Below are 25,213 nucleotides of genomic sequence, written 5' to 3'. Positions count from 1 at the left end.
CCTTTACGGGCTGAGGCGGCTTGGAAATGGCTTTGATCGTACAGAAATTTGGAGGCACCTCGGTTGGTTCTGTCGAAAGAATCGAGCAGGTCGCCGACAAGGTTAAGAAGTTCCGCGATGCTGGTGATGACCTGGTAGTGGTGCTGTCGGCCATGAGTGGCGAGACCAATCGCCTGATCGATCTGGCCAAAGCCATCAGCGGTGATCAACAGCCGCTGCCGCGTGAGCTGGATGTGATCGTCTCCACGGGCGAGCAGGTGACCATTGCGCTGTTGGCCATGGCGCTGAACAAGCGTGGCGTGCCAGCGGTGTCCTACACTGGTAGCCAAGTGCGCATTCTTACAGACAGCGCACATACCAAGGCGCGGATCCTGCAAATTGATGATCAGAAAATTCGTACTGATCTGAAAGCAGGGCGCGTGGTAGTTGTAGCGGGTTTCCAGGGTGTGGATGAGCACGGCAACATCACCACGCTGGGTCGTGGCGGTTCGGACACCACCGGTGTGGCCCTGGCGGCAGCGCTCAAGGCGGACGAATGCCAGATCTATACCGATGTGGATGGCGTCTACACCACTGACCCACGCGTCGTGCCCGTGGCCCAGCGGCTGGACAAGATCACCTTTGAAGAAATGCTGGAAATGGCCAGCCTTGGTTCCAAGGTGTTGCAGATTCGTGCGGTGGAGTTCGCCGGCAAGTACAACGTTCCGCTGCGCGTATTGCACAGCTTCAAGGAGGGTCCGGGCACCCTCATTACTATTGATGAAGAGGAATCCATGGAACAGCCGATCATTTCCGGCATCGCTTTCAATCGCGATGAAGCCAAGCTGACGATCCGTGGCGTGCCAGACACCCCGGGCGTGGCTTTCAAGATTCTGGGTCCTGTCAGCGATGCGAATGTTGAAGTCGACATGATCGTGCAGAACGTTTCGCACGATAACACCACCGATTTCACCTTCACCGTGCACCGCAACGAATACGATGCAGCATTGAAAATCCTGCAGAACACAGCGAGCGAGATTGGCGCCCGTGAAGTGGTCGGCGATACCAAGATTGCCAAGGTGTCGATCGTAGGGGTGGGCATGCGTTCCCATGCTGGCGTTGCCAGCCGTATGTTCGGGGCCCTGGCCAAAGAAGGTATCAACATCCAGATGATTTCCACCTCGGAAATCAAAGTCTCGGTAGTGCTCGAAGAGAAGTACCTGGAACTGGCTGTACGCGCGCTGCATACGGCTTTTGAGTTGGATGCTCCGGCCCGACAGGGCGAGTGATGCGTTGCCAGGAAGGCGCGGTTTACCGCGCCTTTCATTTTTTTGTGGGGTACATGGTCTTTTGCATGGGCTCGACAATACTTAGCGAGTAGGGCTACGACCTTTTGGTTGTAGGTCGAATGCTTTTTTTTTGCAGACTGTTGTTCCTGAACTGAAATGCGTGAGGTGAAAGGTATGCTGATTCTGACTCGTCGTTGCGCAGAAAGCCTGATTATCGGTGATGGCGAAATCACCGTGACGGTGCTCGGCGTTAAAGGCAATCAAGTACGTATTGGGGTTAATGCTCCGAAAGAGGTGGCGGTCCACCGCGAGGAAATCTACCTGCGGATCAAGAAAGAGAAGGACGAAGAACCAAGCCTTTAATTTTTATCGTTTTTTATGTTTGCAAACGGGGAGGAACGTGGTTAATATACGCCCCGTGTTGCGGAGAGCTGGCCGAGTGGCCGAAGGCGCTCCCCTGCTAAGGGAGTACACCTCAAAAGGGTGTCGGGGGTTCGAATCCCCCGTTCTCCGCCATTATTTGCTTAGTACGTTGCAATCTGGTTTTTTCGGTAAGTTGTTGAAAATACTCGAAAAAATAGCTTTACATAGAGATTGAACGGCCTATAATGCGCGGCAACAAATGCACTCGTAGCTCAGCTGGATAGAGTACTCGGCTACGAACCGAGCGGTCACAGGTTCGAATCCTGTCGAGTGCACCATTTAAGAGTTAGTTGCAGTGATGCAGGTAGCTTGGCTTCAACCAGTTGTGATCTGGTCTAAAAACACAATCTGCACTCGTAGCTCAGCTGGATAGAGTACTCGGCTACGAACCGAGCGGTCACAGGTTCGAATCCTGTCGAGTGCACCATACAAACAAAAAGCCCGCCTAGTGCGGGCTTTTTGCCGTCTCGGGTTTGTGTGGGTTTTATCCGGCGTCCTCCTTTTTCTCCCTCTTCATGTGTTTTCCCATGCGCCTGCGTCGTCGCAGTTCATAGATGCAGCCAATACTGAGCTTTGGCGTGCAAGCGCTTGTTCTTTCCAGTTTTTTAACGTTTAAAACGTCCGGGCGGTGTATCATGCGCCCGTCAGCCCCGCCGGGGCTTGTGGAATACCTCCATGGACTTACCCAGTAGTTACTCAGTGCCCCGCTTTACCAATCATGAATTGACTGATTGATCCTTCCGGCGTGCCCCGCTGCTGGGAGTGGAGTTCGCCTATGACCGAAGTAGAAGTAAAGAAGACACAAGAAAGCCTGCAGGATCGTCTGGCTCAAGTTATCGAGCTGCTGCAGCGCCAGCGCGTGGTCGAAGACCTCACGCACCGCCAGGAAGGTCCGAACCACGACCGCGTCGAAAACCTGGTTCACCGGCAAAACCTCGTCGAGCTACAACGCAAGCTCGATGACCTGCACTCCGCCGACGTCGCCTATATTCTTGAAGCCTTGCCGTTGGATGACCGACTGACCCTGTGGCAGTTGGTGAAGGCTGATCGTGACGGTGACATCCTTCTGGAAGTATCGGACTCGGTGCGTGAAACGCTCATCGCCGACATGGATGACCACGAGCTCCTGGCTGCCGCCAAGGAGATGGATGCGGACGAGCTTGCTGACCTGGCACCTGAGCTGCCCCGTGATGTTGTCCATGAGTTGATGGAGGCGCTCGATACGCAGCAGCGTGAGCGTGTGCGTTCCGCGCTGTCGTACGACGAGGATCAGGTCGGCGCCCTGATGGACTTCGAGATGGTCACCATTCGCGAAGACGTCAGCCTGGAAGTGGTGTTGCGTTACCTGCGCCGTCTAAAAGAATTGCCCGGCCACACCGACAAATTGTTTGTGGTCGACTATGAGGGGATCCTCAAAGGCGTTTTGCCGATCAAGCGCCTGCTGGTCAATGATCCGGAGAAGAAAGTTGCTGACCTGATGGCCAGCGATACCGTGAGCTTCCATCCGGACGAAGATGCCTACGACGCGGCCCAGGCATTCGAGCGTTACGACTTGATCTCGGCTCCGGTGGTGGATAAGAACGGCAAGTTGATCGGTCGTCTGACCATCGATGAAATCGTCGACTTGATCCGTGAAGAAAGTGAAACCGAAGTCCTCAACATGGCGGGTTTGCGTGAAGAGGAGGATATTTTCGCGTCGGTCTGGCGTTCACTGCATAACCGCTGGGCCTGGCTGGCTATCAATCTGATTACCGCGTTTATCGCTTCTCGCGTGATCGGGTTGTTTGAAGGCTCCATCGAGAAGCTGGTGGCCTTGGCGGCGTTGATGCCGATTGTGGCGGGTATTGGCGGTAACTCCGGGAACCAGACCATCACCATGATCGTGCGCGCCATGGCGCTGGATCAGGTCAGTACTGCCAATTCCTCACGGCTGCTGCGTAAGGAACTGGCGGTAGGCCTCATAAACGGATTGGTGTGGGGCGGTGTGATTGGCGTGGTGGCTTACTTGCTCTACGGCAGTTGGTCCCTGGGCGTGGTAATGACTGCGGCCATGACCCTTAACCTGTTGCTGGCGGCCTTGATGGGGGTGTTGATTCCCATGACCCTGGCGCGTCTAGGTCGCGATCCTGCCATGGGTGCCAGTGTGATGATCACGGCCATGACTGACAGTGGTGGTTTCTTCATCTTCCTGGGCCTGGCAACGATCTTCCTGCTCTGACCCTTCCAGCGGGGGCAAATCTGCCCTCGCTTTGCTTCTTATTCCCAAACTCCAGGCAAAAAAAAGCCAGCACATGGCTGGCTTCGGCTTTCAGGTGTCAATCAATTGGCTTCTGCGGCCGCCTCCACGTCATGCGCGATAAGCGAGACGAGAGCATTTTGCTGGCGGTGGGAGAGCTGACGAAAACGCTGCAGCAGTTCGCGTTCGTGCAGTGACAGCTCGGGGCTGTCCAGGCGCATGCTCAACTCTTCACCCAAGGCACCTTCCTGAATAAGGCTTTGTTCCAGGCGTGCGATGATTTCGGAGTTCATGCTGCGGTGATGATTGCGAGCCACCTCGGCAATGCGTTCCCGCATTCCGTCTGGCAGACGTACGACGAATTTGTCAGCCGTACGGCTGGAATAAATTGCCTGTTTCAATGGGCGCATATATTTAACCGGTTAGTTCAGGGGAGCGGTTTCTGGAATTGGCCGCAAGATGAGTGTTAAGACAAGGCTCACGACCAAAGTTCAACCCGAATTGCAAAGAGGCCGCATCATGCCTCAGATTTGACATTTCATTGGCGTCAATTCTGTGACAAATATTGAACCGCCTACAGGCTTTATGCCAGTACTGATTTACGTTTTTGCGGACTGGTTAGAAAAAATCCTGCGACTGCAGCGAAGCTCGTCAATCTTCGCCCAAGCCTGCACGGCATCCGGGTTGAAGGGCGCCCGTCCTATAGCGATATGGCCTTTTGCCCTCAAGCTTAAGGTTAGTAGCTGTTCGCCTATTTACGAGTGTCAGGCGACATAAGGTAGGGGAGGGAGATGGGGGAAGGGGGTTAGCGCAGGAGCGGATCGAATTTGATTCGGCGACCCTTGATTAGCGTCAGTACCAGTAGGCTGCCCAGCACGGCGCTGGCGACGAAGGCTAGGGTTTGAGTTTGTTGTGATGTAGCTCCCAGGCCTAGCGCAACAGATAGGAGCGTCAAGCACAGAAACAACCAGGCAGATTTCGACATGAATAGTGTTCTCAGAAAACCCAATGCTCGGCCGCTGGCGCTGATTGTGTATCTTGGGTCAGGCGGATGGGAGACTGGGGGTTTGCAGTCATCAGTGCCAACTGAGGTCGCTGTTGCAGATGGTGGGGAATGGCTTGGCTGATTTGCGCGCCGTCTTCAGTACTGGTCGGCTGAAAATGAAACGTCACCACCGTAGCCAGTGCCACAGCGTTCAGTGCTAGTAGAAGGGCGCTGTTCATCATCATAGTCTCCACGGTGCCTGGAACGATTGGTTTTGTGTTTATGGCTTTGCAGATGTCGTGCCAATCTATTATTCCAATAAAAACAAGGAGTTAAGATTGTTTTTTGAGGGCGCTGGGTTGCAGTTTGCAATGATGGCATATTGGCGTAGTGCAATTTGCACGATGAGGGTGAAAGTCTTGGCATGCTGAATGAGGCTATGAACGTACGCGCAAGGATTGGCCTACAGTCAAAATGCCAACGGACGACATGACAAAACCAGCCTCGGCCGTTAAGATGCACGCCGTCTGTCGCTAGCCCTTCAGGGTAAGCGTGGCATTTGTCCCAGTAGCTCAATTGGATAGAGCATCCCCCTCCTAAGGGGAAGGTTGGCCGTTCGAACCGGCCCTGGGACACCATCTCTGTAAAGCTTTCCCCTCCTGGTATTCGTCGGTCTCAACAACAGTCATCCTCGTTCCTCGCCTGTGCGGGATCCAGCCGCGCTTCTTTCGGTTGAGATCCAGATGCATTTGTGTGGGTGGGAATAATTCACGTCCCTAGGTTGTGCGCTCCTTCTATATAGAAGAGGCGGTGGGGCACCCTGGTTTTTATAGGCGAGTAAGTGTTTCGCTTTTTTTAAGATAAGGGGGTTGACGTTCATGGCGATCCCTGTAGAATTCGCCTCCCGCTTACGAGAGATCGCAAGCGCAAGTGGTTGAAGTTGTTGAAGAAATCTTCGAAAGCTTCTGAAAATAACCACTTGACAGCAAATGAGGCTGCTGTAGAATGCGCGCCTCGGTTGAGACGAAAGATCTTAACCAGCCGCTCTTTAACAACTGAATCAAGCAATTCGTGTGGGTGCTTGTGGAGTCAGACTGATAGTCAACAAGATTATCAGCATCACAAGTTACTCCGCGAGAAATCAAAGATGTAACCAACGATTGCTGAGCCAAGTTTAGGGTTTCTTAAAAACCCAAAGATGTTTGAACTGAAGAGTTTGATCATGGCTCAGATTGAACGCTGGCGGCAGGCCTAACACATGCAAGTCGAGCGGTAGAGAGAAGCTTGCTTCTCTTGAGAGCGGCGGACGGGTGAGTAATGCCTAGGAATCTGCCTGGTAGTGGGGGATAACGTTCGGAAACGGACGCTAATACCGCATACGTCCTACGGGAGAAAGCAGGGGACCTTCGGGCCTTGCGCTATCAGATGAGCCTAGGTCGGATTAGCTAGTTGGTGAGGTAATGGCTCACCAAGGCGACGATCCGTAACTGGTCTGAGAGGATGATCAGTCACACTGGAACTGAGACACGGTCCAGACTCCTACGGGAGGCAGCAGTGGGGAATATTGGACAATGGGCGAAAGCCTGATCCAGCCATGCCGCGTGTGTGAAGAAGGTCTTCGGATTGTAAAGCACTTTAAGTTGGGAGGAAGGGTTGTAGATTAATACTCTGCAATTTTGACGTTACCGACAGAATAAGCACCGGCTAACTCTGTGCCAGCAGCCGCGGTAATACAGAGGGTGCAAGCGTTAATCGGAATTACTGGGCGTAAAGCGCGCGTAGGTGGTTTGTTAAGTTGGATGTGAAATCCCCGGGCTCAACCTGGGAACTGCATTCAAAACTGACTGACTAGAGTATGGTAGAGGGTGGTGGAATTTCCTGTGTAGCGGTGAAATGCGTAGATATAGGAAGGAACACCAGTGGCGAAGGCGACCACCTGGACTAATACTGACACTGAGGTGCGAAAGCGTGGGGAGCAAACAGGATTAGATACCCTGGTAGTCCACGCCGTAAACGATGTCAACTAGCCGTTGGAAGCCTTGAGCTTTTAGTGGCGCAGCTAACGCATTAAGTTGACCGCCTGGGGAGTACGGCCGCAAGGTTAAAACTCAAATGAATTGACGGGGGCCCGCACAAGCGGTGGAGCATGTGGTTTAATTCGAAGCAACGCGAAGAACCTTACCAGGCCTTGACATCCAATGAACTTTCTAGAGATAGATTGGTGCCTTCGGGAACATTGAGACAGGTGCTGCATGGCTGTCGTCAGCTCGTGTCGTGAGATGTTGGGTTAAGTCCCGTAACGAGCGCAACCCTTGTCCTTAGTTACCAGCACGTTATGGTGGGCACTCTAAGGAGACTGCCGGTGACAAACCGGAGGAAGGTGGGGATGACGTCAAGTCATCATGGCCCTTACGGCCTGGGCTACACACGTGCTACAATGGTCGGTACAGAGGGTTGCCAAGCCGCGAGGTGGAGCTAATCCCATAAAACCGATCGTAGTCCGGATCGCAGTCTGCAACTCGACTGCGTGAAGTCGGAATCGCTAGTAATCGCGAATCAGAATGTCGCGGTGAATACGTTCCCGGGCCTTGTACACACCGCCCGTCACACCATGGGAGTGGGTTGCACCAGAAGTAGCTAGTCTAACCTTCGGGAGGACGGTTACCACGGTGTGATTCATGACTGGGGTGAAGTCGTAACAAGGTAGCCGTAGGGGAACCTGCGGCTGGATCACCTCCTTAATCGACGACATCAGCTGCTCCATAAGTTCCCACACGAATTGCTTGATTCATTGAAGAAGACGAAAGAAGCAGCCCGAAATTGGGTCTGTAGCTCAGTTGGTTAGAGCGCACCCCTGATAAGGGTGAGGTCGGCAGTTCGAATCTGCCCAGACCCACCAATTTTGTGTGGGAAACGCCTGTAGAAATACGGGGCCATAGCTCAGCTGGGAGAGCGCCTGCCTTGCACGCAGGAGGTCAACGGTTCGATCCCGTTTGGCTCCACCACTACTGCTTCTGTTTGTATAAAGCTTAGAAATGAGCATTCCATCGTTGTGATGGTGAATGTTGATTTCTAGTCTTTGACTAGTTCGTTCTTTAAAAATTTGGGTATGTGATAGAAAGATAGACTGAACGTTACTTTCACTGGTAACGGATCAGGCTAAGGTAAAATTTGTGAGTTCTCTTAATTGAGAAATTCGAATTTTCGGCGAATGTCGTCTTCACAGTATAACCAGATTGCTTGGGGTTATATGGTCAAGTGAAGAAGCGCATACGGTGGATGCCTTGGCAGTCAGAGGCGATGAAAGACGTGGTAGCCTGCGAAAAGCTTCGGGGAGTCGGCAAACAGACTTTGATCCGGAGATGTCTGAATGGGGGAACCCAGCCATCATAAGATGGTTATCTTGTACTGAATACATAGGTGCAAGAAGCGAACCAGGGGAACTGAAACATCTAAGTACCCTGAGGAAAAGAAATCAACCGAGATTCCCTTAGTAGTGGCGAGCGAACGGGGACTAGCCCTTAAGTGGCTTTGAGATTAGCGGAACGCTCTGGAAAGTGCGGCCATAGTGGGTGATAGCCCTGTACGCGAAAATCTCTTAGTCATGAAATCGAGTAGGACGGAGCACGAGAAACTTTGTCTGAATATGGGGGGACCATCCTCCAAGGCTAAATACTACTGACTGACCGATAGTGAACTAGTACCGTGAGGGAAAGGCGAAAAGAACCCCGGAGAGGGGAGTGAAATAGATCCTGAAACCGTATGCGTACAAGCAGTGGGAGCCCACTTTGTTGGGTGACTGCGTACCTTTTGTATAATGGGTCAGCGACTTATTTTCAGTGGCGAGCTTAACCGAATAGGGGAGGCGTAGCGAAAGCGAGTCTTAATAGGGCGTCTAGTCGCTGGGAATAGACCCGAAACCGGGCGATCTATCCATGGGCAGGTTGAAGGTTGGGTAACACTAACTGGAGGACCGAACCGACTACCGTTGAAAAGTTAGCGGATGACCTGTGGATCGGAGTGAAAGGCTAATCAAGCTCGGAGATAGCTGGTTCTCCTCGAAAGCTATTTAGGTAGCGCCTCATGTATCACTGTAGGGGGTAGAGCACTGTTTCGGCTAGGGGGTCATCCCGACTTACCAAACCGATGCAAACTCCGAATACCTACAAGTGCCGAGCATGGGAGACACACGGCGGGTGCTAACGTCCGTCGTGAAAAGGGAAACAACCCAGACCGTCAGCTAAGGTCCCAAAGTTATGGTTAAGTGGGAAACGATGTGGGAAGGCTTAGACAGCTAGGAGGTTGGCTTAGAAGCAGCCACCCTTTAAAGAAAGCGTAATAGCTCACTAGTCGAGTCGGCCTGCGCGGAAGATGTAACGGGGCTCAAACCATACACCGAAGCTACGGGTATCACGTAAGTGATGCGGTAGAGGAGCGTTCTGTAAGCCTGTGAAGGTGAGTTGAGAAGCTTGCTGGAGGTATCAGAAGTGCGAATGCTGACATGAGTAACGATAATGGGTGTGAAAAACACCCACGCCGAAAGACCAAGGTTTCCTGCGCAACGTTAATCGACGCAGGGTTAGTCGGTCCCTAAGGCGAGGCTGAAAAGCGTAGTCGATGGAAAACAGGTTAATATTCCTGTACTTCTGGTTATTGCGATGGAGGGACGGAGAAGGCTAGGCCAGCTTGGCGTTGGTTGTCCAAGTTTAAGGTGGTAGGCTGGAATCTTAGGTAAATCCGGGATTCTAAGGCCGAGAGCTGATGACGAGTTAACTTTTAGTTAACGAAGTGGTTGATGCCATGCTTCCAAGAAAAGCTTCTAAGCTTCAGGTAACCAGGAACCGTACCCCAAACCGACACAGGTGGTTGGGTAGAGAATACCAAGGCGCTTGAGAGAACTCGGGTGAAGGAACTAGGCAAAATGGCACCGTAACTTCGGGAGAAGGTGCGCCGGTGAGGGTGAAGGACTTGCTCCGTAAGCTCATGCCGGTCGAAGATACCAGGCCGCTGCGACTGTTTATTAAAAACACAGCACTCTGCAAACACGAAAGTGGACGTATAGGGTGTGACGCCTGCCCGGTGCCGGAAGGTTAATTGATGGGGTTAGCTAACGCGAAGCTCTTGATCGAAGCCCCGGTAAACGGCGGCCGTAACTATAACGGTCCTAAGGTAGCGAAATTCCTTGTCGGGTAAGTTCCGACCTGCACGAATGGCGTAACGATGGCGGCGCTGTCTCCACCCGAGACTCAGTGAAATTGAAATCGCTGTGAAGATGCAGTGTATCCGCGGCTAGACGGAAAGACCCCGTGAACCTTTACTATAGCTTTGCACTGGACTTTGAATTTGCTTGTGTAGGATAGGTGGGAGGCTTTGAAGCGTGGACGCCAGTCTGCGTGGAGCCATCCTTGAAATACCACCCTGGCAACTTTGAGGTTCTAACTCAGGTCCGTTATCCGGATCGAGGACAGTGTATGGTGGGTAGTTTGACTGGGGCGGTCTCCTCCTAAAGAGTAACGGAGGAGTACGAAGGTGCGCTCAGACCGGTCGGAAATCGGTCGTAGAGTATAAAGGCAAAAGCGCGCTTGACTGCGAGACAGACACGTCGAGCAGGTACGAAAGTAGGTCTTAGTGATCCGGTGGTTCTGTATGGAAGGGCCATCGCTCAACGGATAAAAGGTACTCCGGGGATAACAGGCTGATACCGCCCAAGAGTTCATATCGACGGCGGTGTTTGGCACCTCGATGTCGGCTCATCACATCCTGGGGCTGAAGCCGGTCCCAAGGGTATGGCTGTTCGCCATTTAAAGTGGTACGCGAGCTGGGTTTAGAACGTCGTGAGACAGTTCGGTCCCTATCTGCCGTGGACGTTTGAGATTTGAGAGGGGCTGCTCCTAGTACGAGAGGACCGGAGTGGACGAACCTCTGGTGTTCCGGTTGTCACGCCAGTGGCATTGCCGGGTAGCTATGTTCGGAATAGATAACCGCTGAAAGCATCTAAGCGGGAAACTAGCCTCAAGATGAGATCTCACTGGAACCTTGAGTTCCCTGAAGGGCCGTCGAAGACTACGACGTTGATAGGTTGGGTGTGTAAGCGCTGTGAGGCGTTGAGCTAACCAATACTAATTGCCCGTGAGGCTTGACCATATAACACCCAAGCAATTTGCGAACTCGAGAGAGACCAGATTGCGGTGTGTGAAGACGAAGATGAACCGAAAGTTCGACGCTCACAAAACACCACGATCTATCACATACCCAATTTGCTGAAGCGAGGCCAACTGGCCACGACTCAGTACCCGAATTTCTTGACGACCATAGAGCATTGGAACCACCTGATCCCATCCCGAACTCAGCAGTGAAACGATGCATCGCCGATGGTAGTGTGGGGTTTCCCCATGTGAGAGTAGGTCATCGTCAAGATTAAATTCCGAAACCCCAATTGCGAAAGCAGTTGGGGTTTTGTTTTGAGCGCTCGAAAAGAACGCCAACTTCCAAAGCCTGCACAGCGTTCCATTGACGCCTTTTGTACAGATACCCCAATACCAGTCGAACCTTGCGTGTTATCAAGGTTCACAGGTGGTGCGCCGTGTATTTATCTCCACGGTTATGTACCTCACAGACACCCACGTATCGTCTGAGCTGTGAAACAAAATAATCCCCGGAAACAGACCCTACCGTCTGTCCGGACTCAACCGCCCCGGACTATCATGCTGATAGCCCTACCCCTCACCGCAAGGAGCCGCTCGGAACGCCGATGCGCCAGATCTGGAAATCTTTTCGAGCCCTTTATTTCGCCTCTTTGATGATGCTGATCGGCTCCGGCCTGCTTAGTACTTATCTGGCTTTGCGTCTGGCAGCAGACAACGTCGACAGCCTGTGGGTGGGTGCGCTGATGGCTGCCAACTATTTTGGCTTGGTGCTGGGCGGCAAGCTCGGGCACCGCTTGATTGCCCGGGTCGGGCATATTCGTGCCTACGCTACCTGCGCCGGGATCGTCGGCGCAGCAGTGCTGGGTCACGGTTTGATTGATTGGCTGCCAGCCTGGATTGTGCTGCGGATGATCGTGGGCCTGGGGATGATGTGCCAGTACATGGTCATCGAGAGTTGGCTCAATGAGCAGGCAGACGCCAAGCAGCGCGGCGTAGTGTTCAGCGGCTACATGATTGCGTCCTACCTTGGGTTGGTGCTGGGCCAATTGATCCTGGTCATGCACCCCCATCTCGGGCTTGAACTGTTGATGCTCGTAGCGCTGTGCTTTGCGCTGTGCCTGGTCCCTGTGGCGATGACCCGACGCATTCACCCGGCCCCACTGCACCCGGCTCCGATGGAGCCGCGCTTCTTTATCAAGCGCGTGCCGCAATCGCTCAGCACCGTGTTGGGCGCTGGGTTGATCGTCGGTTCGTTCTACGGCTTGGCGCCGCTCTACGCCTCTCAGCAGGGCCTGACGACTGAGCAAGTCGGCTTGTTCATGGGTAGCTGCATTTTTGCTGGATTGGTCGTGCAGTGGCCACTGGGCTGGTTGTCGGACCGCTATGACCGCGCGCTGCTGATTCGCTGCTTTGCCTTGTGCCTGGCGATAACGGCCTTACCGTTGGCCATCATGACGCAGGTACCGTTGGAGGTGTTGTTCGTGGCGGGCTTCTTCTGTTCGCTGGTGCAGTTCTGCCTTTACCCCTTGGCGGTGGCCTTTTCCAACGACCATGTGGAAGGCGATCGCCGGGTGTCACTGACGGCCATGTTGCTCGTTACTTACGGGATCGGCGCCAGCGTTGGGCCGCTGTTGGCCGGTGTGGTGATGAAGCTATTCGGCAGCCAGATGCTCTACGCGTTTTTCAGCCTGTGTGCGCTGATCCTGGTGTGGCGCATTCGACCCAAGGCGGTAACCAACCTGCATCAGGTCGACGACGCACCACTGCATCACGTGGCGATGCCCGACAGCATGTCCAGTTCGCCTTTGGTGGCTGCCCTTGACCCGCGGGTGGATGAGCAGGTGGTGCAGGAGCAGATGCAAGTCACTGTTCCTGACCCAGAGCCCGTCCCTGATACCGAGGAGCCAACGAGCGAAGAACCGCACGAGCCACCAGACCCGGACGAACATCCCCATGACTTAAGCAGGGCGCGCCCCTGAACGAAAAAACGGGCAGATCCCATCAGGATCTGCCCGTTTTTTTATCTCAGCGTCTAACGCTTAAAGATCGTCGTCTTTATCGAAGCGCCGAGCTTCTCGCTGCAATTGGTAGACAAAGCGTTCCACTTGTCGCTGCACCAAACCACTCATGTTGTGAAAGCGCACGCCGGCAAAGGTGGTGTTGATCTTGTCTTCGAAGTGCAGGTAGCGCAGTTCCACGGAAGTGGTCATGCTGCCGAAGGGCAGGGCAGCAATAAAGCGATCATAGACCTGGCCCAACTGCAGACGTTCGGAGATATCGCCTTCAAAGCGCAATTTGCAGCCGGTTGCCGAGATGTCCAGCAGCTTACCGCTGATAGGTGCCTTGAGCTTCTCGCCACCCAACTGAATGTCCACCAGCTGCGCAAGCTTGAGTGCGGCGCGGAAGGCATTGCGTCGTTGATGGTAAACCACTTCGCCGGGCAGGCTGCCGCTATAGATGCGGTGGCCGCCTTTTTCGCTGATGGTCAAGGTGCCGTTGCTTTCCCAGGCAACCCGCACGCCCTCATGGAAACCTTCGATACGGAAGGCTTCGCCATTCTCAAGATAGCGTTCACCGTCACGGGGAATCATTTCGTCCAGTACCAGCGTCTTGCTGTCGCGGTCAATGTCCACCAGGTAGCTCTGGAACCGCTGGCTGCGTTCGTGGAAAGTGATGATCAGCGGGTCATGGCTTTCTTGCAGCATCCGCAACGTGCTGGCGATTTCCAGAGGCGTGGTGAGCACCTTGGGTGGCTGCGGTGCATCTTCCGCATTAAGGGCGTTGAACACGGTTCTTCCATCTCCAGGCAAAATACGACTACACGCAAGAACCGGCATTTTGCCAGTATGTAGCGCGCCTTGGATAGGTCGCGCTGTAAACCGGTGTCAGGCTTGGCTGCGGGTGCTTGGCTTGACCAGGCGTGAGGTGGAGCCTTGGGCGTTATACAGGGCCGGAGGCTCTCCGCCGTGCAGTATGCGCAGCTGATTGGCGGTCGTGGCTTGCTGAAGCTGGATCGACTGACCGTTGAGCAGGTTGGCTTCCTGGCACTGTGCGAGCAAATGATTGAGTTCTTTGCTCTGTGCCAGCAGTTGATCGCCGACTGAAGAGTGGCTGGCCAGTTGTGCCAGGCCATCGTGGTCGGCAGGCAGGCCCAGGCTGATCAGAATCTCGCTGCGCTTCTTTCCGTGCTGTTCGAGCAAGACAATCAGCGACTGTTTGCGCGCCAGGATTTCTTCCAGCAAGGGCATATCCCGGCCGTACAAGGCCAGGGATTCTTCCTTGAGCAGCTCGAGCAATTGTTGCGTCGGCGCCAGATCATCAATGATCAGTTGGAGCAAATGTTCGTCGTGGTGCATGGCTGGCCTTGGGTTTTAAGCGTCCAAAAGCCCCGCGCAGGCCTTTGCCTAGCGCTCGGCTTCGAAGTTGAGCAGCTTGCTGGCTACACGGTTGCTGTCGACTTTATAGCTGCCATCGGCGATAGCCTGTTTCAACTCGGCCACGCGGGCTTTATTGACGACGGGTTGATCGCGCAGCGAGTCAGTGACCTTTTGCAACTGTTGAGCCTCATTGCTCAGGTGTACCGATTCCCCACTCTGGCTGGCGGCGGCCTGCTCTGCTTTGGCAGGCAAGGGCTGCGGCTTGGCTTCTACGCTGTCCTTGGCACCGCCGGTGCGCGTATTGCCGGGCAAGGCCGGGGTGTTATTCAAACGACTGAAATCAATGACCATGTTGAAAAACCTCTGGGTATTTGGACGCTTGCCATGTTTTCGGCCATACCCGGGCAAACTTTAGGCTCGATTGACAATAAACCTGTTCGGCTCAATATCCAGCACACAGTGTAGGAAAAGCTGGCATTTGATTCCAGTCATCTATAGCGCCACCTCGACTTGGCCTGGCGCCGTGACCCGCGCCTTGATCACGCGATTGGAGTTGAGGTTCTTGACACGGATCTGTTCGCTCATGCCGCCGTTGGACAACGCCTCGCCCGGCATCCTGACGTTCAGGCCGCCACTGCTGGCGGAAATCACCACTTGGTCACCCTTGCGAATCACCTCCGCCTGTTCCAGATGAACCAGTGTGAGGACTTGGTCAGTGACCACGGGGCGGGTGAGTTTTTGCCCGACGGCCTGGTCCAGTGACGTCAGGTAGCCCTGGTTGATCAAGCTGATGTCCCTCTCGCGCAGCGCCACATCGTCGTAGCCGATGATGCCGGTGCGCTTCAATGGCCGCGCCACTACCACTACGTCGCGAAACAGCTTGACCTGCGCCGGCACAAATACCGTCCAGGGCGAGGCGCCCTCACAGCGCACCTTCACGGTCACACGGCCGATAGGCTGGGCGGGGCTTTCCAGGGTGGCTGTCAATTCCTTGTCGCACATTGGCATGCGCAAACGTGGGTCCAACTGGTTGACCTGAATTTCATAACGCCCCGGCGTCTGGGTGGTCGCCAGATAATCTTCTACAGTGAACTCAAGAAAGCCTTGGGTGACGCCGATAAGTAGATCAGGCAGGGTAACGTTGTCGGCGCGGGCCGTGACGCCCAGGCCCGAGACAAGCAGCGCCATCGCGGCGCAGAGCAGTCTGCGGTAGCGTGAGCGGCCAGGGTGTCGGGAAACTGTCGTTTTAATATCCATACTCAGTAAATAGCAAAGCTCGTGCCGTTTAGTGTTGGGTACGCGTCGTACCCCTAGGATTTAGGAGTCTGGGCATGGCAGGTGTAATGGATTCAGTAAACCAGCGCACACAGCTGGTAGGGCAGAATCGCCTGGAGTTGTTGCTTTTCCGCCTGGATGGCAATCAGTTGTATGGCATCAACGTGTTTAAAGTGCGTGAAGTGCTGCAATGTCCCAAGTTGACGATCATGCCCAAGTCCAGTCCGGTGGTGTGTGGCGTGGCCAACATCCGGGGCGCGACCATTCCGATTCTTGACCTGGCCATGGCCACGGGGGCAGCGGGTTTGCAAGACCGCCAGAACCCTTTCGTGATCATCACCGAGTACAACACCAAGACCCAGGGTTTCCTGGTGCGCTCGGTGGAGCGCATCGTCAATATGAACTGGGAAGAGATCCATCCGCCGCCCAAGGGCACGGGGCGCGATCACTACCTGACGGCGGTGACGCGGGTCGATAACCAGTTGGTGGAAATCATCGACGTGGAGAAGATCCTCGCCGAAGTGGCCCCCACCTCGGAAACCATCTCCGTCGGGGTGGTGGATGCCGAAACGGCACACAAGGCGGTTTCGCTGCGCGTGTTGACCGTGGACGACTCTTCCGTGGCGCGCAAGCAGGTCACGCGTTGCCTGCAAACCGTCGGGGTGGAGGTGGTGGCCCTAAATGACGGGCGCCAAGCCCTGGATTACCTGCGCAAGCTGGCGGACGAAGGCAAGAAGCCCGAAGAAGAATTCTTGATGATGATCTCTGACATCGAGATGCCGGAAATGGATGGCTATACGCTCACGGCCGAGATACGTAACGATCCACGCATGCAAAAATTGCATATCATCCTGCATACTTCGTTGTCGGGGGTATTCAATCAGGCAATGGTCAAGAAGGTCGGTGCGGATGACTTTCTGGCCAAATTCCGTCCTGATGACCTCGCATCCCGGGTAGTCGACCGGATCAAGGCAGCAGATCACGGCTAGGGGATGTCCCCCGGCGGTCACACGATTTAAGAGGCGGCATCATTGTCTACGGGTAATTTGGATTTCGAACAGTTCCGGGTCTTCCTGGAAAAAGCCTGTGGCATATTGCTCGGTGAAAACAAGCAGTACCTGGTATCCAGCCGTCTCAACAAGCTGATGGAACAGCAGGGCATCAAGTCCCTGGGTGAGTTGGTCCAGCGGATCCAGGGGCAGCCGCGCAGTGGGCTCAAGGAAATGGTGGTCGATGCCATGACCACCAACGAAACCTTATGGTTTCGCGATACCTATCCCTTTGAAGTGCTCAAGAACAAAGTGTTGCCCGAAGCCATCAAGGCCAGCCCGGGCCAGCGCCTGCGTATCTGGTCGGCGGCCTGTTCTTCGGGGCAGGAGCCGTACTCGATCTCGATGTCCATCGATGAGTTCGAGCGGACCAACATGGGCCAGTTGAAAGCCGGTGCGCAAATTGTGGCCACGGACTTGTCCGGCACCATGCTCACCAACTGCAAGACCGGTGAGTACGACAGCCTGGCCCTGGGCCGAGGTTTGTCCCAGGAACGCCTGCAACGCTACTTCGACCCCAAAGGGGCAGGGCGTTGGGCGATCAAAGCGCCGATCAAGAACCGCGTCGAATTTCGCTCTTTCAACCTGCTCGACAGCTACGCCAGCCTAGGCAAGTTCGACATGGTGTTCTGCCGCAACGTGCTGATCTATTTCTCGGCTGAAGTGAAGAAAGACATCCTGTTGCGCATCCACGGCACGCTCAAGCGCGGAGGTTATCTGTTCCTCGGTGCTTCCGAGGCGCTCAATGGGCTGCCGGATCACTTCCAGATGGTGCAATGCAGCCCGGGGATCATCTACCAGGCCAAGTAGCCTGGGGTATGCAATAAAACTGTGGGAGCCGGGCTTGCCCGCGATGGCGTTGTGTCAGTCGATGAATTGGTCGGCAGGTACTCCGCCATCGCAGGCAAGCCAGCTCCCACATTTTTTTTCTCGGCAAGCTGGCGTAAAGCGGCAACTGCCCATTGCCGCTTTAATGGCGCTACGCGGAAATCGCTTGCCGCTTTTCTGGCATAGCCGCCGTCGACTCCCCTCCAAACCCTTGATATAGGGGCTCCCGCAAGATTGGCATGCACCTTGCTATAACCCTGCTAACGAACAGCAGGTCAGCCTAAAGGTTTCCGCCATGAGCATCAGCTTCGATAAAGCGCTCGGTATCCACGAACAAGCCCTGGGCTTCCGCGCCCAGCGTGCCGAAGTCCTGGCCAACAATATTGCCAACGCCGACACCCCGAACTACAAGGCTCGGGACCTGGACTTCTCCGCCGTGCTCGCCGCACAGCAGGACAAGACCAAGAACGGCACCTTCGCCTTGAACATGACCAACAGCCGTCATATCGAAGCGCAAGGCCTGAGCAAGGGTGACGAGTCACTGCTGTATCGCACGCCGATGCAGCCGTCGATCGACCAGAACACCGTCGACGCCCAGCTGGAGCAATCGAACTACGCCGAAAACTCGGTGAACTTCCAGGCCAGCTTCACCCTGCTCAACAGCAAATTCAAAGGGCTGATGTCAGCCCTGCGTGGAGAGTAAGCCATGTCTCTGTCCAGTGTTTTCAATATTGCCGGCAGTGGCATGAGCGCGCAGACCACGCGTTTGAACACCGTCGCCAGTAACATCGCCAACGCCGAGACTGTCTCGTCGAGCATTGACCAGACGTATCGCGCCCGCCATCCGGTGTTTGCCACCATGTTCCAGGGTGGTCAGGCAAACGGCAGCGATTCGTTGTTCCAGAACCAGGACGCCGCCGGCTCAGGCGTGCAGGTGTTGGGCGTGGTCGAAGACCAGAGCAACCTGGAGGCCCGTTACGAGCCCAATCATCCGGCCGCGAACGAAAAGGGTTACGTCTACTACCCCAACGTCAACGTGGTCGAGGAAATGGCTGACATGATCTCCGCCAGTCGCTCGTTCCAGACCAACGCGGAAATGATGAACACCGCCAAAACCATGATGCAGAAGGTTCTGACCCTGGGTCAGTGATAAGGGGCGCCAAATAATGGCCATCGTTGATACGTCTAACAACACGGCGGTTCAGGACCTTTTCAATTCCAAGGTCAAGACCGCGACGAATAACAGCAGCGTCAGTGACGCTTCCAAGACGGCGACGGGCAACCAGTCGCTGGGCAAGGATGCTTTCCTGCAACTGCTCGTCACTCAACTGAAAAACCAGAACCCGCTGTCGCCTCAGGACAACGGCGCGTTCGTCGCGCAGCTTGCCCAGTTCAGCAGCCTGGAAGGCATCAACACTCTGAATGACTCGGTGAACAACATCTCCAGCAACTTCAGCTCCTCGCAGGCGCTGCAGGCTTCGTCGCTGGTGGGGCGCTCGATCATCATCCAGACCGACAAGGCCATGGTGGATACCAGCAAGAGCATGACCGGTTCGGTGGCAGTGACCTCGGCGGTGGGCAATGTCTCCGTCAAGATCACCGACAAAGACGGCAATGTGGTGCGCACCGTTGACATGGGCGCCCAGAGTGCCGGCACCCAAAGCTTTATCTGGGACGGCAAGAACGACAAGGGCGAGGTCGCCCCAGCTGGCACCTACACCTTCAACGCCACCACCAAGAACGACAAAGGCGACGCAGTGGCCTTGGCCACTTCGCTGCCCGCCACGGTCACCAGTGTGACCCTGAGCAAGACTGGCGGCGAAATGCTGCTCAACCTTGCAGGCGGCATGGGCAGCGTCAAGCTGTCGCAAATTCAGACTATCGGTACATAGAGCCGGCTAAATACGGCAGAAGGAGAGAAACATGTCTTTTAATATCGGCCTTAGCGGCCTCTATGCGGCCAACAAACAACTGGACGTGACCGGCAACAACATCGCCAACGTCGCGACCACTGGCTTCAAGTCATCCCGTGCGGAATTCGCCGATATCTACGCGGCTTCCAAGCTGGGCACCGGCCAGAACAGCATCGGCAACGGTGTGAACCTGGCGGCGGTGTCCCAGCAGTTCACCCAGGGCGATGTCAACGGTAGCGGCGGCATCCTCGACATGGCGATCCAGGGCGGTGGCTTCTTCGTGCAGAAGGGCAGCGACGGTTCGCTGGAGTACACCCGTAGTGGTGCGTTCCGTGCGGACAAGGACGGCTACATCACCAACAACACCGGCACTTCGCGCCTGCAAGGATATGCCGCGGACGATAATGGCAAGATCAGCAAGGGCGGCTTGGTCGATCTGCAACTGAACCTGGCGAATCTGCCGCCCAAGGCATCCACCAAGGTCGACTCCACCAGTAACCTGAATTCCTCGGAGCCGGTGATTGACCAGGCGGCCAAGCCGTTTGACCCGACCAAGACCGAGACCTTCACCACCCAATACAGCACCACCTTGTACGACTCTCAGGGGAACGCGCACCCGATGGTGCAGTACCTGGTGAAAACCGACGGCAACAAGTGGAATGCCTATACCCTGATTGACGGTCGCAACCCTGATGGTTCGGCCCCGACTGGCACCCCTTCGACGCCACCCGTGCCGTCGACATTGACCTTCGATGGCGCTGGCAATCTGACTACTGTCGTCACCAATGGTGTGTCCGACAAGACCCTGACCGTTGCCGGGTGGGTTCCAGGCAAGGTGACTGACGGCGTGTGGAAGGCTAACGGTGCGGATGCCAACCCGGGCGGCATCGCCATCAACATGGCCAACATTACCCAGTACAACTCGGCTACCTACCGTAACCCTCCGGTCACCGACGGCTATGCCACCGGCCAGATCACCGGCCTGAAAATCGACGGCAGCGGCGTCCTGTTCGCCACCTTCAGCAACCAGCAGAGCAAGGCCATCGGCCAGATCTCCCTGGCCAGCTTCAACAACGAGCAGGGCCTGCAGCCAGCCGGTGCGACCACCTGGAAAGAGACCTTCGCCTCGGGCCAGCCGGGTTATGACAACCCGCAAGCCGGAACCCTGGGTTCGATCGTGGCCAACTCCCTGGAGAACTCCAACGTCAACCTGACCAACGAACTGGTGGACCTGATCAAGGCCCAGAGCAACTACCAGGCGAACGCCAAGACCATCTCCACCCAAAGCACCATCATGCAGACCATCATTCAGATGACCTGATACCCCTGCTCAAAAAATACCTGCACACAAAAAGGCCCCTCAATCGAGGGGCTTTTTTGTGCGCGCGCGTTGCTAGTTTACCGCCTGTTTCATCTCGCCTTGCTGCTGGAACGCCCAACGCCCCTTGCGCCACGCACGGGACACGGGCGCATGTCGCCCATGGACCATCGGGAGAGCGGCATGGCGATCTACAAGCAGTGGGAAGGGATGCCAGCAGGCAGCCATTGGTTTGTTCTGAATAACTACAGCGCCGGTCTATACAGACGCAAAAGTCAGTCGGATGAACCCGGGGGAGGCAAGTCCTCTGATGCTGAATCAGTGAGGCAACTGCTCAATGAGTTGAGAGATGCCGAGAAAACATCCAAGAGCCAAACCGTCCAGGACCTTCGTGACAAGTTGAACGAGAAGCGCGAAGAACTGGGTGATGAAAAGTTCAAGGAGATCATGCAGGAGTTGATGGAGAAGGCAGACGTCTCCTGGCTGGAGATGCTGCGGCGCCTGATGAAAGACTGGTTTCCGGAAACGGACGATACATCACCCACACCTTCGCCGCCTTCTCCTGGCCCGTCGCCAGGTGGTGGCGGTGGGGGCGGTGGTGGCAGGCCAAGCCCCGGTAATTTTGGGCCCAGCGAGCCCATGAGTAATCTGCCGATTACGGAAGGCTCCAAGCACTTCAACTACAAGCCTGATCAAAGTAACCCAGGAAAAAAACCGGACAACATCTGGAGTGGATTCAGCCAGGGCCCCGATGGCAATTGCGTCACGGTTTCAGCGATAAAGGGCGCAATGATGAAGTTTGGTCAGAAACCCACTGACGTGTTCAAGGAGGTAAAAGAGACGGCAGACGGTTATCACGTGAAGATGCGCGACGGCTTCGAACTTAATCTATCCAAGGATGAATTAAAGCAGGCGGCCAGGTATGCGCAGTTCAAGGGTGACAATCCGGGCATGCTGACCGATGCCAACTTCATGTTTGCAGCGAGCGCCAAGCGGGCACAGATGGAAGGGAATGGCTTGGACGACAACCCTAGCCAATCAAAAAGAAGCTTCGCCCATGCGATGCAAAGTTTGAACAACGGCGAAATGCCCCGCGAAGCATTGGGTCGTCTGGGTTTGAAAGGGCTTTACAGGCAGTCCTCAAGCAGTGAGCTGGCGAGCGGCAAGCTCGGCGTCGTGGCCTACGATCGCCATTCGATGGTGGTCATCGACGGGCGCGTGGAGTTGTGGGGGCGCCGAGGTGGCGCGCCAAAGCAGGGTATTGCGTACGCGTTTCTCTAAGGCAGTCAGCAAAAAGCCCGATAAACCCTATGCAGTCGGGGTCTATCGGGCTTTTTCAATCCAGGGGGACAATATCCCTGGACTGGCTCAGCTTATTGGCAAGCTTCGCAATCCGGCTCGTCAATCGCGCAGGCTTTTGGCACCGGTGCTGGGCCGGCGGGTGCTGCGAGTACCGAGTCATCACCGTGGTTGCCGCTGGACACTGCGTTCAGCTTGCCGGTGTTGATGGTCGACTTCTCGGTGCTGGTCGCAGCCAGGGCACGGAGATAGTAAGTGGTTTTCAGGCCACGGTACCACGCCATGCGGTAGGTCACGTCCAGCTTCTTGCCCGAGGCGCCGGCGATGTACAGGTTCAGGGACTGGGCCTGGTCGATCCACTTCTGACGACGGCTGGCGGCGTCAACGATCCACTTGGTGTCCACTTCGAAAGCGGTCGCGTAGAGCTCTTTGAGTTCTTGCGGGATGCGTTCGATCTGCTGCACGGAACCGTCGTAGTACTTCAGGTCGTTGATCATGACCGAGTCCCACAGGCCACGGGCCTTCAGGTCGCGAACCAGGTACGGGTTGATCACGGTGAATTCGCCCGACAGGTTCGATTTCACATACAGGTTCTGGTAGGTCGGTTCGATCGACTGCGACACGCCAGTGATGTTGGCGATGGTGGCGGTCGGTGCGATGGCCATGATGTTGGAGTTACGAATACCTTTCTGCACACGGGCACGTACCGGCGCCCAGTCCAGGGTTTCGTTCAGGTCAACGTCGATGTACTTCTGGCCACGGGCTTCGATCAGGATCTGTTGCGAATCCAGCGGCAGGATGCCCTTGGACCACAGCGAACCCTGGAACGTCTCGTAGGCGCCACGCTCGTCGGCCAGGTCGCAGGAAGCCTGGATCGCGTAGTAGCTGACCGCTTCCATGGACTTGTCGGCGAACTCGACTGCTGCATCGGAACCGTAAGGGATGTGCTGCAGGTACAGCGCGTCCTGGAAGCCCATGATCCCCAGGCCAACCGGACGGTGCTTGAAGTTGGAGTTCTGCGCCTGTGGCACCGAGTAGTAGTTGATGTCGATCACGTTATCGAGCATGCGTACGGCGGTGTTGACGGTGCGTGCAAGCTTTACGGTGTCCAGCTTGCCGTTGACGATGTGGTTCGGCAGGTTGATCGAGCCCAGGTTGCAAACGGCGATCTCGTCCTTGTTGGTGTTCAAGGTGATCTCGGTGCACAGGTTCGAGCTGTGGACCACGCCCACGTGCTGCTGCGGGCTGCGCAGGTTGCATGGGTCCTTGAAGGTCAACCATGGGTGGCCGGTTTCGAACAGCATGGACAGCATTTTGCGCCACAGGTCTTTGGCCTGGATGGTCTTGAACAGCTTGACCTTGCCTGGGTACTCGGTGAGGGCTTCGTAGTACTCGTAGCGCTCTTCGAAGGCTTTGCCGGTCAGGTCGTGCAGGTCCGGCACTTCGGATGGCGAGAACAGTGTCCACTTGCCGTCATCGAAGACGCGCTTCATGAACAGGTCAGGGATCCAGTTGGCGGTGTTCATGTCGTGGGTACGACGACGGTCATCACCGGTGTTCTTGCGCAGCTCGATGAACTCTTCAATGTCCATGTGCCAGGTTTCCAGGTAGGCACATACAGCGCCTTTGCGCTTGCCACCCTGGTTCACGGCGACGGCGGTGTCGTTCACCACTTTCAGGAACGGTACGACGCCCTGGGACTTGCCGTTGGTGCCCTTGATGTACGAACCCAGTGCGCGCACCGGTGTCCAGTCGTTGCCCAGGCCGCCGGCGAATTTGGACAACATGGCGTTGTCGTGGATCGCGTGGTAGATGCCCGACAGGTCATCCGGCACGGTGGTCAGGTAGCAGCTCGACAGCTGAGGACGCAGGGTACCGGCGTTGAACAGGGTCGGAGTCGACGACATGTAGTCGAAGGACGACAGCAGGTTGTAGAACTCGATCGCGCGGTCTTCCTTGTTCTTCTCTTCGATCGCCAGGCCCATGGCCACGCGCATGAAGAACACTTGCGGCAGTTCGAAGCGGATGCCGTCCTTGTGGATGAAGTAACGGTCGTACAGGGTTTGCAGGCCCAGGTAGGTGAACTGCTGGTCACGCTCGTGGTTGATTGCCTTGCCGAGTTTTTCCAGGTCGAAGGTGGCCAGTATCGGGTTCAGCAATTCGAATTCGATACCTTTGGCGATATAGGCCGGCAGGGCCTTGGCGTACAGGTCGGCCATCTCGTGGTGAGTGGCGCTGTCGGCGACTTTCAGGAAGCCCAGGCCTTCGGCACGCAGGGTGTCCATCAACAGGCGGGCGGTCACGAACGAGTAGTTCGGCTCACGCTCGACCAGGGTACGGGCGGTCATCACCAGGGCGGTGTTGACGTCGGTCAGGGCGACGCCGTCGTACAGGTTCTTCAGGGTTTCGCGCTGGATCAGGTCACCGTCGACTTCTTCCAGGCCTTCGCAGGCCTCGGTGATGATGGTGTTCAGGCGGCCCAGGTCCAACGGGGCAAAGCTGCCGTCAGCCAGGGTGATGCGGATCGACGGGTGCGCTTGTACGGCGGCTTCTTCGGCCGGGGAACGTACGGCACGTTCCTTGGCGCGCGAATCACGGTAGATCACGTAGTCGCGGGCCACTTTCTGCTCGCCGGCACGCATCAGGGCCAGTTCGACCTGGTCCTGGATTTCTTCGATGTGGATAGTGCCGCCCGATGGCATGCGACGCTTGAAAGTCGCGGTGACCTGTTCGGTCAGACGGGCAACGGTGTCGTGGATGCGCGACGAAGCGGCAGCGGTGCCGCCTTCAACTGCAAGAAACGCTTTGGTGATGGCGACGGTGATTTTGTCATCGGTATAAGGAACGACAGTGCCGTTACGCTTGATCACACGCAGTTGGCCAGGTGCAGTGGCGGACAGATCCAGATTCGAATCAGCGGCCTGCGGCACGGAGCCCTGCGGGTTCTCGCGAGTTGTGTCGGTTTGCATGAGGGGGTGTCTCCACATTCTATATTTATTTGGGCACCATCACGGTGCCCACCGTTCCGTCCTGAAGCACTTACAGCAGGCCTGGGCCTGGCATAACAACTTCGGGACAGGAGGAAGGGAGCTCATC

Annotated in this window: 19 protein-coding genes, 6 tRNA genes and 3 rRNA genes; 20 read left to right on the top strand and 8 right to left on the bottom strand. The window is 55.8% G+C overall.

Annotation, left to right across the window (positions count from 1 at the left end):
• The first annotated feature begins 26 nt into the window (after positions 1-26).
• The 6 genes from AB4P90_RS22055 (at position 27) to mgtE (ending at position 3,909) form a co-directional block, all read left to right on the top strand.
• The gene (locus AB4P90_RS22055; RefSeq protein ID WP_003193595.1) at positions 27-1,268 is read left to right on the top strand and encodes an aspartate kinase; all 1,242 of its coding nucleotides are present in this window, start codon (positions 27-29) and stop codon (positions 1,266-1,268) included.
• A 174-nt stretch (positions 1,269-1,442) separates the two neighbouring features.
• Positions 1,443-1,631 (top strand): carbon storage regulator CsrA, encoded by a 189-nt coding sequence (gene csrA / locus AB4P90_RS22050; RefSeq protein ID WP_003175645.1) that lies wholly within the window; start codon positions 1,443-1,445, stop codon positions 1,629-1,631.
• A gap of 62 nt (positions 1,632-1,693) precedes the next feature.
• Positions 1,694-1,784: transfer RNA gene (locus tag AB4P90_RS22045), tRNA-Ser, on the top strand.
• 108 nt (positions 1,785-1,892) lie between these two features.
• A tRNA-Arg gene (locus AB4P90_RS22040) sits at positions 1,893-1,969 on the top strand.
• 72 nt (positions 1,970-2,041) lie between these two features.
• Positions 2,042-2,118, top strand: a tRNA-Arg gene (locus AB4P90_RS22035).
• 348 nt (positions 2,119-2,466) lie between these two features.
• Positions 2,467-3,909: a magnesium transporter gene (gene mgtE, locus AB4P90_RS22030; protein WP_003193593.1), complete on the top strand. Its 1,443-nt coding sequence runs from the start codon at positions 2,467-2,469 to the stop codon at positions 3,907-3,909.
• Positions 3,910-4,010: 101 nt separating this feature from the next.
• On the opposite strand, the gene AB4P90_RS22025 is transcribed toward mgtE, so the two are convergent.
• The 3 genes from AB4P90_RS22025 to AB4P90_RS22015 all read right to left on the bottom strand — a co-directional run bounded on the left by AB4P90_RS22025 (position 4,011) and on the right by AB4P90_RS22015 (position 5,151).
• Entirely contained in the window at positions 4,011-4,337 is a 327-nt protein-coding gene (locus tag AB4P90_RS22025) for an Arc family DNA-binding protein (protein WP_003193592.1), read from the bottom strand.
• 395 nt (positions 4,338-4,732) lie between these two features.
• Positions 4,733-4,912 (bottom strand): PA3371 family protein, encoded by a 180-nt coding sequence (locus AB4P90_RS22020; protein ID WP_003193590.1) that lies wholly within the window; start codon positions 4,910-4,912, stop codon positions 4,733-4,735.
• An 11-nt stretch (positions 4,913-4,923) separates the two neighbouring features.
• Positions 4,924-5,151: a hypothetical protein gene (locus tag AB4P90_RS22015; protein WP_014719587.1), complete on the bottom strand. Its 228-nt coding sequence runs from the start codon at positions 5,149-5,151 to the stop codon at positions 4,924-4,926.
• 322 nt (positions 5,152-5,473) lie between these two features.
• Here AB4P90_RS22015 and AB4P90_RS22010 point away from each other — a divergent pair.
• The 7 genes from AB4P90_RS22010 to AB4P90_RS21980 all read left to right on the top strand — a co-directional run bounded on the left by AB4P90_RS22010 (position 5,474) and on the right by AB4P90_RS21980 (position 13,037).
• A tRNA-Arg gene (locus tag AB4P90_RS22010) sits at positions 5,474-5,550 on the top strand.
• Between the two features lie 566 nt (positions 5,551-6,116).
• Positions 6,117-7,653: ribosomal RNA gene (locus AB4P90_RS22005) — 16S ribosomal RNA — on the top strand.
• An 81-nt stretch (positions 7,654-7,734) separates the two neighbouring features.
• Positions 7,735-7,811 (top strand) — tRNA-Ile (locus AB4P90_RS22000).
• A gap of 30 nt (positions 7,812-7,841) precedes the next feature.
• A tRNA-Ala gene (locus AB4P90_RS21995) sits at positions 7,842-7,917 on the top strand.
• Between the two features lie 247 nt (positions 7,918-8,164).
• Positions 8,165-11,056 (top strand): 23S ribosomal RNA (locus AB4P90_RS21990).
• A 157-nt stretch (positions 11,057-11,213) separates the two neighbouring features.
• Positions 11,214-11,329: ribosomal RNA gene (rrf, locus tag AB4P90_RS21985) — 5S ribosomal RNA — on the top strand.
• The 16S, 23S and 5S rRNA genes sit together here with 2 tRNA genes alongside, the layout of an rRNA operon.
• Before the next feature lie 334 nt (positions 11,330-11,663).
• Complete coding sequence (locus tag AB4P90_RS21980; protein ID WP_014719586.1) at positions 11,664-13,037, top strand: MFS transporter; 1,374 nt, start codon at positions 11,664-11,666, stop codon at positions 13,035-13,037.
• 60 nt (positions 13,038-13,097) lie between these two features.
• Here the strand turns inward: AB4P90_RS21980 and AB4P90_RS21975 are convergent, their stop codons facing one another.
• The 4 genes from AB4P90_RS21975 to flgA form a co-directional block, all read right to left on the bottom strand.
• A complete protein-coding gene (locus AB4P90_RS21975; RefSeq protein ID WP_014719585.1) occupies positions 13,098-13,847 on the bottom strand; it encodes a flagellar brake protein in 750 nt (249 codons plus the stop codon).
• A gap of 96 nt (positions 13,848-13,943) precedes the next feature.
• The gene (locus tag AB4P90_RS21970) at positions 13,944-14,414 is read right to left on the bottom strand and encodes a flagella synthesis protein FlgN (RefSeq protein WP_014719584.1); all 471 of its coding nucleotides are present in this window, start codon (positions 14,412-14,414) and stop codon (positions 13,944-13,946) included.
• 48 nt (positions 14,415-14,462) lie between these two features.
• The gene (flgM, locus tag AB4P90_RS21965) at positions 14,463-14,786 is read right to left on the bottom strand and encodes a flagellar biosynthesis anti-sigma factor FlgM (protein ID WP_019817214.1); all 324 of its coding nucleotides are present in this window, start codon (positions 14,784-14,786) and stop codon (positions 14,463-14,465) included.
• Positions 14,787-14,927: 141 nt separating this feature from the next.
• Complete coding sequence (flgA, locus tag AB4P90_RS21960) at positions 14,928-15,692, bottom strand: flagellar basal body P-ring formation chaperone FlgA (protein WP_014719582.1); 765 nt, start codon at positions 15,690-15,692, stop codon at positions 14,928-14,930.
• Positions 15,693-15,766: 74 nt separating this feature from the next.
• On the opposite strand from flgA, the gene AB4P90_RS21955 reads away from it, so the two are divergent.
• The 7 genes from AB4P90_RS21955 to AB4P90_RS21925 all read left to right on the top strand — a co-directional run bounded on the left by AB4P90_RS21955 (position 15,767) and on the right by AB4P90_RS21925 (position 22,099).
• Positions 15,767-16,699 (top strand): chemotaxis protein CheV, encoded by a 933-nt coding sequence (locus AB4P90_RS21955; protein WP_003193578.1) that lies wholly within the window; start codon positions 15,767-15,769, stop codon positions 16,697-16,699.
• Between the two features lie 42 nt (positions 16,700-16,741).
• A complete protein-coding gene (cheR, locus tag AB4P90_RS21950; RefSeq protein WP_014719581.1) occupies positions 16,742-17,569 on the top strand; it encodes a protein-glutamate O-methyltransferase CheR in 828 nt (275 codons plus the stop codon).
• A gap of 313 nt (positions 17,570-17,882) precedes the next feature.
• Positions 17,883-18,290 carry a flagellar basal body rod protein FlgB gene (flgB, locus tag AB4P90_RS21945; RefSeq protein ID WP_003193573.1) on the top strand — a complete coding sequence of 136 codons (408 nt, stop codon included), beginning with the start codon at positions 17,883-17,885 and terminating at the stop codon, positions 18,288-18,290.
• Positions 18,291-18,293: 3 nt separating this feature from the next.
• Positions 18,294-18,737: a flagellar basal body rod protein FlgC gene (flgC, locus tag AB4P90_RS21940; protein WP_014719580.1), complete on the top strand. Its 444-nt coding sequence runs from the start codon at positions 18,294-18,296 to the stop codon at positions 18,735-18,737.
• Between the two features lie 16 nt (positions 18,738-18,753).
• The gene (flgD, locus tag AB4P90_RS21935; protein WP_014719579.1) at positions 18,754-19,479 is read left to right on the top strand and encodes a flagellar hook assembly protein FlgD; all 726 of its coding nucleotides are present in this window, start codon (positions 18,754-18,756) and stop codon (positions 19,477-19,479) included.
• Positions 19,480-19,510: 31 nt separating this feature from the next.
• Positions 19,511-20,821, top strand: a complete 1,311-nt coding sequence (gene flgE, locus AB4P90_RS21930) for a flagellar hook protein FlgE (RefSeq protein ID WP_032901920.1) — start codon at positions 19,511-19,513, stop codon at positions 20,819-20,821.
• Between the two features lie 180 nt (positions 20,822-21,001).
• Entirely contained in the window at positions 21,002-22,099 is a 1,098-nt protein-coding gene (locus tag AB4P90_RS21925) for a hypothetical protein (RefSeq protein WP_395605374.1), read from the top strand.
• Between the two features lie 92 nt (positions 22,100-22,191).
• Here the strand turns inward: AB4P90_RS21925 and AB4P90_RS21920 are convergent, their stop codons facing one another.
• On the bottom strand, positions 22,192-25,086 hold the full coding sequence (locus AB4P90_RS21920) for a ribonucleoside-diphosphate reductase subunit alpha (RefSeq protein WP_003193565.1): 2,895 nt from the start codon (positions 25,084-25,086) through the stop codon (positions 22,192-22,194).
• Positions 25,087-25,213: the final 127 nt, after the last annotated feature.

This window comes from Pseudomonas sp. B16120 (assembly GCF_044218845.1).
Lineage (GTDB): Bacteria > Pseudomonadota > Gammaproteobacteria > Pseudomonadales > Pseudomonadaceae > Aquipseudomonas > Aquipseudomonas paracarnis.
This window is presented reverse-complemented; position numbering and strand designations above follow the sequence as displayed.

Bases quoted from the DNA above. Each gene is read 5' to 3' on its own strand.
- AB4P90_RS22055 (WP_003193595.1), top strand. From the start codon at position 27: ATGGCTTTGATCGTACAGAAATTTGGAGGCACCTCGGTTGGTTCTGTC.
- csrA (WP_003175645.1), top strand. From the start codon at position 1,443: ATGCTGATTCTGACTCGTCGTTGCGCAGAAAGCCTGATTATCGGTGAT.
- mgtE (WP_003193593.1), top strand. From the start codon at position 2,467: ATGACCGAAGTAGAAGTAAAGAAGACACAAGAAAGCCTGCAGGATCGT.
- AB4P90_RS22025 (WP_003193592.1), bottom strand. From the start codon at position 4,337: ATGCGCCCATTGAAACAGGCAATTTATTCCAGCCGTACGGCTGACAAA.
- AB4P90_RS22020 (WP_003193590.1), bottom strand. From the start codon at position 4,912: ATGTCGAAATCTGCCTGGTTGTTTCTGTGCTTGACGCTCCTATCTGTT.
- AB4P90_RS22015 (WP_014719587.1), bottom strand. From the start codon at position 5,151: ATGAACAGCGCCCTTCTACTAGCACTGAACGCTGTGGCACTGGCTACG.
- AB4P90_RS21980 (WP_014719586.1), top strand. From the start codon at position 11,664: ATGCGCCAGATCTGGAAATCTTTTCGAGCCCTTTATTTCGCCTCTTTG.
- AB4P90_RS21970 (WP_014719584.1), bottom strand. From the start codon at position 14,414: ATGCACCACGACGAACATTTGCTCCAACTGATCATTGATGATCTGGCG.
- flgM (WP_019817214.1), bottom strand. From the start codon at position 14,786: ATGGTCATTGATTTCAGTCGTTTGAATAACACCCCGGCCTTGCCCGGC.
- flgA (WP_014719582.1), bottom strand. From the start codon at position 15,692: ATGGATATTAAAACGACAGTTTCCCGACACCCTGGCCGCTCACGCTAC.
- AB4P90_RS21955 (WP_003193578.1), top strand. From the start codon at position 15,767: ATGGCAGGTGTAATGGATTCAGTAAACCAGCGCACACAGCTGGTAGGG.
- flgB (WP_003193573.1), top strand. From the start codon at position 17,883: ATGAGCATCAGCTTCGATAAAGCGCTCGGTATCCACGAACAAGCCCTG.
- flgC (WP_014719580.1), top strand. From the start codon at position 18,294: ATGTCTCTGTCCAGTGTTTTCAATATTGCCGGCAGTGGCATGAGCGCG.
- flgD (WP_014719579.1), top strand. From the start codon at position 18,754: ATGGCCATCGTTGATACGTCTAACAACACGGCGGTTCAGGACCTTTTC.
- flgE (WP_032901920.1), top strand. From the start codon at position 19,511: ATGTCTTTTAATATCGGCCTTAGCGGCCTCTATGCGGCCAACAAACAA.
- AB4P90_RS21925 (WP_395605374.1), top strand. From the start codon at position 21,002: ATGGCGATCTACAAGCAGTGGGAAGGGATGCCAGCAGGCAGCCATTGG.
- AB4P90_RS21920 (WP_003193565.1), bottom strand. From the start codon at position 25,086: ATGCAAACCGACACAACTCGCGAGAACCCGCAGGGCTCCGTGCCGCAG.